Origin of the sequence: Seonamhaeicola sp. (assembly GCF_028281565.1) — a bacterium.
Taxonomy (GTDB): Bacteria; Bacteroidota; Bacteroidia; order Flavobacteriales; family Flavobacteriaceae; genus Seonamhaeicola.
In genome coordinates this window covers 70,970-79,061 of the sequence record NZ_JANQJQ010000003.1, presented here as the reverse complement: position 1 = coordinate 79,061, position 8,092 = coordinate 70,970, and the positions used below count along the sequence as shown (strand labels likewise).

At 36.2% G+C, this 8,092-nt stretch carries 4 protein-coding genes; 3 read left to right on the top strand and 1 reads right to left on the bottom strand.

What is annotated here, in order from left to right; genetic code table 11:
• The first annotated feature begins 64 nt into the window (after nucleotides 1–64).
• From Q0983_RS00460 to Q0983_RS00450, 3 genes are all read left to right on the top strand, one after another.
• Nucleotides 65–1,897, top strand: coding sequence for a PspC domain-containing protein (locus Q0983_RS00460; protein WP_299547065.1), 1,833 nt, complete (start codon nucleotides 65–67; stop codon nucleotides 1,895–1,897).
• A gap of 108 nt (nucleotides 1,898–2,005) precedes the next feature.
• Nucleotides 2,006–2,734: a head GIN domain-containing protein gene (locus Q0983_RS00455; protein WP_299547063.1), complete on the top strand. Its 729-nt coding sequence runs from the start codon at nucleotides 2,006–2,008 to the stop codon at nucleotides 2,732–2,734.
• Nucleotides 2,735–3,144: 410 nt separating this feature from the next.
• Entirely contained in the window at nucleotides 3,145–4,782 is a 1,638-nt protein-coding gene (locus Q0983_RS00450) for a hypothetical protein (protein ID WP_299547061.1), read from the top strand.
• A gap of 61 nt (nucleotides 4,783–4,843) precedes the next feature.
• Here the strand turns inward: Q0983_RS00450 and Q0983_RS00445 are convergent, their stop codons facing one another.
• A complete protein-coding gene (locus Q0983_RS00445; protein ID WP_299547059.1) occupies nucleotides 4,844–8,089 on the bottom strand; it encodes a CHAT domain-containing tetratricopeptide repeat protein in 3,246 nt (1,081 codons plus the stop codon).
• Nucleotides 8,090–8,092 lie beyond the last annotated feature (3 nt).

Below are 8,092 nucleotides of genomic sequence, written 5' to 3'. Positions count from 1 at the left end.
ACACGACTTGGAGCGAATTACAAAACGCCGTTAATATAGTAACAAGCCAAAAAACAACAAAAAAATGAATAAAACAGTCAACATAAATTTAGCAGGTATCTTTTTTCATATTGATGAGGACGCATACCTAAAATTACAACGCTATCTTGAGGCTATAAAACGTTCATTTACAGATTCTCAAGGACGCTCTGAAATTATAGCTGATATTGAAGCCAGAATTGCCGAGCTTTTTAATGAGCGTGTTCAAAACGATAAACAGGTTATAAGAATTAAGGAGGTAGACGAGGTTATTACCATCATGGGGCAACCGGAAGATTATCTGGTTGACGATGAAATTTTTGAAGATGAACCTCAAACATCTTCTACTAAGAGAACTCATGCGCCATCTAAAAAACTATTCAGAGACACCGAAAACTCTTATGTTGGTGGTGTATCATCAGGTTTAGGTCATTACTTTGGTATTGATGCCATTTGGGTACGTTTAGCCTGGATCATCTTATTCAGTGCTGCGGGGACCGGTATTTTGCTTTACATTTTATTATGGATCTTAGTTCCTGAAGCAAAAACCACAGCCGAAAAAATAATGATGACGGGCGAGCCTGTTAACATTAGCAACATTGAAAAAAAAATTAAGGATGGTTTGGAAAACGTTACCGAAACTGTAACTGATGTTGCCAAAAATGTATCGGAAACAGTTTCCGGTGCCGCCAAAAGTGCCAGTGATGCAGCAAAAAATGTGGATTTCAAAAAGCAAACTAATAAAGTAAAGTCTTCATCAAGTGCTTTTTTTGAAACTATTGGAGAAGTCTTCATGTTCTTCTTTAAAATATTTGCAAAATTGGTGGGGGTTTTACTAATATTTATTGGAGCAGTAACAATAATATCTCTTATTGTTTCATTATTATCTGTAGGCGTTATTGATATTATTCACATTCCGGGAATAGAACATGTTAATATGTTCAATGCAGGAGACTCCCCAATTTGGTTAGTATCTTTATTTACCCTTTTTGCCGTTGGTATTCCGTTTTTCTTTCTATTCTATTTAGGATTAAAAATACTGATAAACAACTCAAAATCTATTGGCAATATTGCTAAATTCACCTTACTGGGTGTATGGTTAATGTCCATAATTGGATTGGTAGTTATAGGTGTTAGAGAGGTTAGCGCCCATGCTTTTGACGAGTCTTATACTGAAAAGCATGAATTGAATATTACTGCTACGGACACTTTAAAAGTTAAAATGGTTTCTAACGATGCATTGAATAATCGTTTTTACAGAAAACAGCATTTTTATAGAATAGCAACTAATGAAAATGGTGAAAAGGTCATTTATAACTCTGATGTTCAAATAATAGTGCGCTCTACAACTGATTCTATAGCATCCATTCACATTAAAAAAAGTGCTGATGGCAGAAGTTATGACAGAGCTATTGAACGTGCTAAAAACATAAATTACAACTATAGCTTAAATGACAATACTTTATTGCTTGATGCATTTATATCAACTGCTGCCAACAACAAGTATAGTGATCAAGACCTAGCTGTCATTCTAAACTTACCTGAAGGAATTGTTGTCAACTTTAATAACAACACCAAATCTTTCTTGAGTTATTACAGACACAGTAGCAATATTGTTTCATCCAGAGACACTAACCATTTACTTAAAATAATTGAAGATAATATCGAATGTCTGGATTGTCCTGAGGAAGCATCTTTTGAAGTAGATGTTGATGTACACGATGACACTTCCGGATTGAAAATAAATGAAGAAGGTGTGGAAATTAAAAGCGAGAATGTAGACATAAAAGTGGATGGTGATGGTCTGTCAGGAGAAGGTGAAACCATAAAATATAAAGTTGATTCTGACGGGGTAGAAATTAAATCTAAAGACGATTAACAGTTCATCTCTATAATTCTACAATTCAGAAACTTAAACTATAAATACATCTGAATAAAAAGGATATTTGAATAACAAAAAACAAAAACAATCAAAAAACAAATAATCATGACAACGCTAATTAAAATTATTGTAGCCGCTGTATTAAGCCTTACACTTGCATCGTGTAACTTCGATATGAACTTTAACCCGGGGGTTAAGGGTAATGGTAATGTTCTTACTGAAGAAAGAACTATTTCCGAGTCGTTCTCAACCATTAAAGCAACCGAAGGATTAAATGTGTATTTAACCCAGGGCAACGAAGAAAGTATTGCCGTTGAAGCCGATGAGAATTTACACGATCTTATTTTAACCGACATTGAAGATGGTGTTTTAAAGATTCATACCAAACAAAATATTGGATGGGCTTCATCAAAAAAGATACATGTGAGTTTCAAGGATGTTTCCAGTATTATTTCCACCAGTGGAAGTGACGTCCATTCAACAAATACCATTTCAGCAGAAGAGTTAAGATTAAGAACTACCAGTGGAAGCGATATGAAACTGGATGTAATCACAACGGTTCTTAATTGCGAATCTACCAGTGGTAGTGATTTACGTGTATCCGGAAAAACACAAAAACTTATTGCAGAGGCCACAAGCGGAAGCGATATTAAAGCGGGTAATTTGGAAGCTGAATCCAGCCAGGTTAAAGCTACAAGCGGTGCAGACGTTACAGTAAATACTTCTAAAGAATTAACAGCGAATGCTTCCAGCGGTGGTGATATAAAATACTACGGTAATCCTGAAAAAGTAAATAAAAGCAATAATGTTTCCGGAAGTGTAAGGAAACAATAGCCAACCTGTACATCAACCAACCAACCGAAAAGGCCTTCATAAAATGAAGGCCTTTTTATTATTTTACCCATTTATGGTTCTTGCCTGCTAAACCTAATATAGTCTATCAATTTTGCCACAGCTAATACCTGTAGGTCATCTCAAACACACGTTTATGTTTTAAGGCATACAACTTCAGCTTTATTGTAAAAACCTAAAATTTATATCCAAAGCAGTTTAAGTCTTAAAAAGTATTACTATCTTTAAGGAAGTTACAAATTAAGCTTTAAGGGATGTAACCTCTCTTGCTTGATTTACGGAACTAATTATGGTGTATTTTGTTGGTAAGCACATGAATTATCTCCCCCATTTGATGTGTTATTGACTCTCATTTGATTGTTATAAACTATTAACTATAAAAACTCATAATTATGGCCGAGCTAGATTTGTCTAAATTCCTGTTTGTTGGTGTAGAATCTACCATTCTCTTTGCTACTCCAAACAACACTTCCAAAAAAAATCGTGTGAACCATCTGATTTTTGGCGATTTTGCCACTTTCGATAACGAAACCAATGGTGAATGGATTAAAATTAATTGTAGAGGTAATGACGGTTGGGTGAAGAAAAAACACCTTACCAATAAGCGTATTTTAGAGATCAACTTTGTAGATATAGGGCAAGGGGATGGCTGCCATATAGTTACACCCGATGACAAAATAATACTTATTGATGCCGGTGAAGGCTTAGGCTTTCACGGGGATGGCGGCGATAATATGGCTCGTTTTCTTAACTGGCGTTATAATTTGCGCTATCGCCCGGATGATAAAAAACCCGTAGATATTGAATATGCTATTATGAGCCATCCCGATCTTGATCATTATTACGGATTTTTGAATGTTTTTGGCAATAAGAAATTAAAGGTCCAAACGGTAGGCCATAACGGTATTATGGAACGCTCCAGCAGTGATATCAAAGCCGGTGATTTTAATGATTTGGGAGCGAAAGTAAAAAAAGGTAAAGTTACTTATCTGACCGAGCTTGCCCAAAATAAAAGTGACATTACGGATCTCTTTCCTGCTTCCGGAAAACTTTCCAGAAAATATCTTTTGGAAACCTTACAAACCGTTAATATAACTAATCCTGCTGTCTCATTTAAATTTCTCAATAAAGATACCGGCTATTTGCCCGGATACTCCCCAAGTAACCCTTTGACCTTTCAAATATTGGGACCGGTGACTGAGCATATTGATGTTAATGGTCAAGATGTTGAATGTCTACGTGTATTAAAGAGTAATGAGGGTAAAACCAAGAATGGACATTCCGTGGTGTTTATGGTACAATTTAATAAGGCCCGGTTTATATTGGGAGGAGATCTGAATGTGCCGTCCCAGGATTATCTTGGTCGGCATTATACCGGAATTGCGAAAGACTTGTCTAAACTTGAAAAAGACGTTAGGAATTTCAAAGTTAAACTTAGAGATTCTAGCCTTTCCTCCCAGAAGCGACAAGCATATAAAAATAAGCTGGAAACTGCAGAAAAAACAATTGAATTGATGATCGCTAAATTGCGCGAAACCTTTCAATGTGATCTTGCGAAAGCCTGTCACCATGGTTCCACGCATGTGACACCTTCCTTCCTTAAAGGTTTTAACCCCATTGCTACGGTCATATCAAGTGGAGACAAGGAAAGTCATTCGCATCCCAGACCGGATGCTTTGGGTATGTTTGGGAAAACGTCACGCGGTTTGCGTCCACTAATATTTAGTACGGAGCTTGCCAGAAACACCAAAGAGTTTTCTTATCCGGAAACGTATTATAATCGATTAAAAGAACTGCATGAAGAACTGGACAATGCCGCTGATGGGGATAAGGAAAGCATACAACTTAAAATTGATACCTGGAGAGACAGCAATGTTGCCAAATACGGTATGATCACCGTGAGAACAGATGGAGAAGATCATTTTTATATTGCCCAAAAATTGGAAGAAGAACGTAATCCCGGAGAAAAATGGGATATTTATGCTTTAGAATGGGATGAAGATCTACAGGAATATGAGTACATAGGCTAATTAAGATTTATCCTCATTTGAGGCATTCTGACCTATTTACCTAATAATGGTACTCAGAACCCTACTTCCTACTCCTTCTGAATATTTTAAAAATAATTAGTGAAATTAAAAGAAGAAAAACGACTAAACCAACTACTTTGAAAACACAAACATTAGATTTTGATAAGGGAATAGCAGAAGTATTTCCAATAAGAACTAAGCCTGCCCAATATTGAGGCGCTAAGGCTCTTCCTCTTGCGTTTTTTAAATAGTTGAGTTTGGCTTTTTGTAAAGCTTCATCCTTGGTCATACCTTTTAGCAGGTTTTCATATAAATAGCCAACAATTTGTGTGCTGGACTGTTCATCTATGTTCCATAGGCTGGTCAAGATACTTTCACTACCTGCATAATTAAAAGCATGAGCAAGTGATATCATGCCTTCTCCCGGTTGATAGGATGGCTTTCCAGTTTCACATGCTGTTAAGACAGTAAGGTTTGAAGCCAAATTGTAATTATAGATTTCATAGGTATATACGGAATTATCATTTAAGGTCGCCTCATCATTGAGATTCTTAGCGAATATGAGACGGGAAAACTCCGGACTTAAATTATTCGACTCCGCGTGTGTACCTATATGTATGATTCTATGCTCCCTGGCTAAATTAGCAAATACCTGTTTAGATGCATTCTCATTCAGAAAAGAACTCCCATCAAACTTTTTGGAATAATTCTTTGCCAAATCTCCGCTAAATGGCAAGGATGATAGTGCCAGATAGCTTTTATCTATATCTAAAGAATCAGAAATGGTTAAAGTATAACTTTCCTTCATTTTTTTAGTAAAAACGGGGGTAAAGGCTACATAATTATTGTAATGACTAAATAGTTTACTACCATTATTGAGTAAAACAAGGCTGTAGTTATAAGATATCTGGTATTTTGATAAAAGACAGTTATAAGCAAGTTCTTCAAAGGTGGTAATTTTCTCTGGAGTCAACATTTCAAAACTCAGATTAAACAGTTCCCGATCCGGGATAATGATCACTTTAGGGGTAGATACGAGTTTAGATAAAGGTGCCCAGAGTATTTCATACAATCTGTTTAAATTTTTGATGGCCTTCTTGGGGGCTAAAGAATTGACAGCGCCTTCAATCAATTCTGAGAGATTATTTTCTCCAATAGCTATTAGTTTTCTTGATTCGGAATTAAAGATCAGGGCATACAAGGAATCTTCAATAAAAAAATACCGAATCACTGTGGTGTTATCCGGAATATGATTCCTTAAACTAGTAAGCGTATTTTCAATAGAGGCATAGTGTAGCCCGTAGTATTTAGGGTAGTTTGTCCGTAAAGAATCCAGAAATTTTCCCCATTGCGCATTGTAATCAAAAAAATCCTTTAAATCATCATTTGTCGGGGTCAATAGTGCATTGGAAATCTTCTTTTTTAATTCGTTTTCCCTGGCAAGGGTTTCTTTAGATACATTGCTATAGGACTGATTAAGGATGCCCAATTTAGCTCTGATCCTAGTATAGATTGCCGATTCATTTAGGGAAATCAGCCTGTTTAAGTATTGTTCGTCATGGGTTTGTTCATACAGTTCAAAGAACAATTTTTTCAAAAAATCATTAATATTCTTGTATTCCGAAAGTAATAGGGATACATCATCATTCGTGAAAATGGTGCTTTTTCTTCTTTCGAGTATCAATACCGCTCTTTCAAGTTTCCCTATTAATGCTTTAAGTAAAGAAGGAACTTTATCTTCAGCGAGTTCATACAACGCCCGGACCTCAAGCAAAATGGTTTGTGGCTTATTAAATTCTATCTTTATGGAATCTAGTTTAGTCCTACTTTCGGTTATTTTTTGGTCTAAATGATTATTTCCTATCTCCGCCCATGACCTTGTTGCCTTAAAGTTACCGGATAGATGGTTTATTTTGGCTAAGTTCAATGTATGATTGAAAAGAAGAAAACTATCTGCTCCCGCATTTTTCCGAGCATAATCATAACCTTTCATCCCAATATCCAGCGCCCTTTCTGGTTGGTCATTTTCTGCAAGGAAAAGAGCATATTCCCGTAAAAAGATTAGGTATTCCCTTGAGAAATTTTTGATATATACTTTTTGATATAAGGCATTACTCTCATTATAATACGCCAGGGCCTGTTCTATATTTCCTGTAATGGAATGCACTTTCCCTATTACAGTAAGTATCTCGGCTTTTTTGGACAGATACTTCTCATGAGATGAGTGAAGTGTATTGAGCGCACTGTCTAAAGTAATTAGCGCATCGTCAAATTCGTTCAAGGCAATTTCCGATTGTGCTATTTGAATAAGATTGTTAGTAAGCCTTTGGTCAGAAGGTTCATATAAGACCAATTTCTTTCGATAGGCCATTCGCAGAATATCATTGGACCTGGAAATATACCCCAAATCATGGTACATGGCCCCGAGATTCCCCAAAACCAAACTTTCAGTTCGTTTTGCACGCTCAAGATACATAGGGTCCTTCATCTTATCAATAACAATCTTACAATCTGAAAGAATGGATTTTTGTGTTTCAATAGCTTCAAACACCTGACCTTGCGATTCCTGAAGAAGTGCAATATTGGTCCTATAGAATAAGGACAGATACAATTTCATAGTATTATCAGCATCACTGGCTTCAACCGAGGTTACTGCTTTTTTATAATAATGCTGGGCACTGTCCAATTTGTTGAATGTCCAGGCTACGGCGCCCAGGGCATTGTATCCGTCTGCAAGCTTTTCTTTTTTGGTGGTTGCCGATCTTTCATAATAATCAATAGCTTTTTTGAAGTAATAATTAGCTTCAACCAGACTATCTAAGTTATAGGCGCTTATTCCAATGTTGTATTCTATGTCCCCTACATCCTCTAAGGGTATGCCAGGGACTTTTAATATATGGTCAAGTGCCTTTTTGCCAGTTTTAAAGGCCTCTCTATGAAAGGCCAGTTCATCATACAGGTCTGCCAATTGTGTATATGCTATATGAAGAGAAGAAGAACCAGGGACACTATTTTCAATTTTCTGAACAAAGGCTTCAGTAGTTCTGACCGCTTGTTGGGCAGAGGTTTTTTCCAACCTTACTTTTCCTACCAAATATGGATAATAACACAAAGAATCATATTGCCGATTTTTCCATAATCTCTCAAGTTGTTGTTCAAGTTCCTTACTTGCCTTCTCAATTTGATTGTTAACCAGATAATGATTAATTAAGTCTGATCCCCGTAAACTATCTTTTTGACCATAAGCTATATTCTTGGAACACAGAATAAAAAAGATTACACACAAATAAGTACCTCTTAAAAGCATTTT

Coding starts and splice junctions, on each gene's coding strand:
- Q0983_RS00450 (WP_299547061.1), top strand. CDS start 3,145: ATGGCCGAGCTAGATTTGTCTAAATTCCTGTTTGTTGGTGTAGAATCT.
- Q0983_RS00460 (WP_299547065.1), top strand. CDS start 65: ATGAATAAAACAGTCAACATAAATTTAGCAGGTATCTTTTTTCATATT.
- Q0983_RS00455 (WP_299547063.1), top strand. CDS start 2,006: ATGACAACGCTAATTAAAATTATTGTAGCCGCTGTATTAAGCCTTACA.
- Q0983_RS00445 (WP_299547059.1), bottom strand. CDS start 8,089: ATGCTTTTAAGAGGTACTTATTTGTGTGTAATCTTTTTTATTCTGTGT.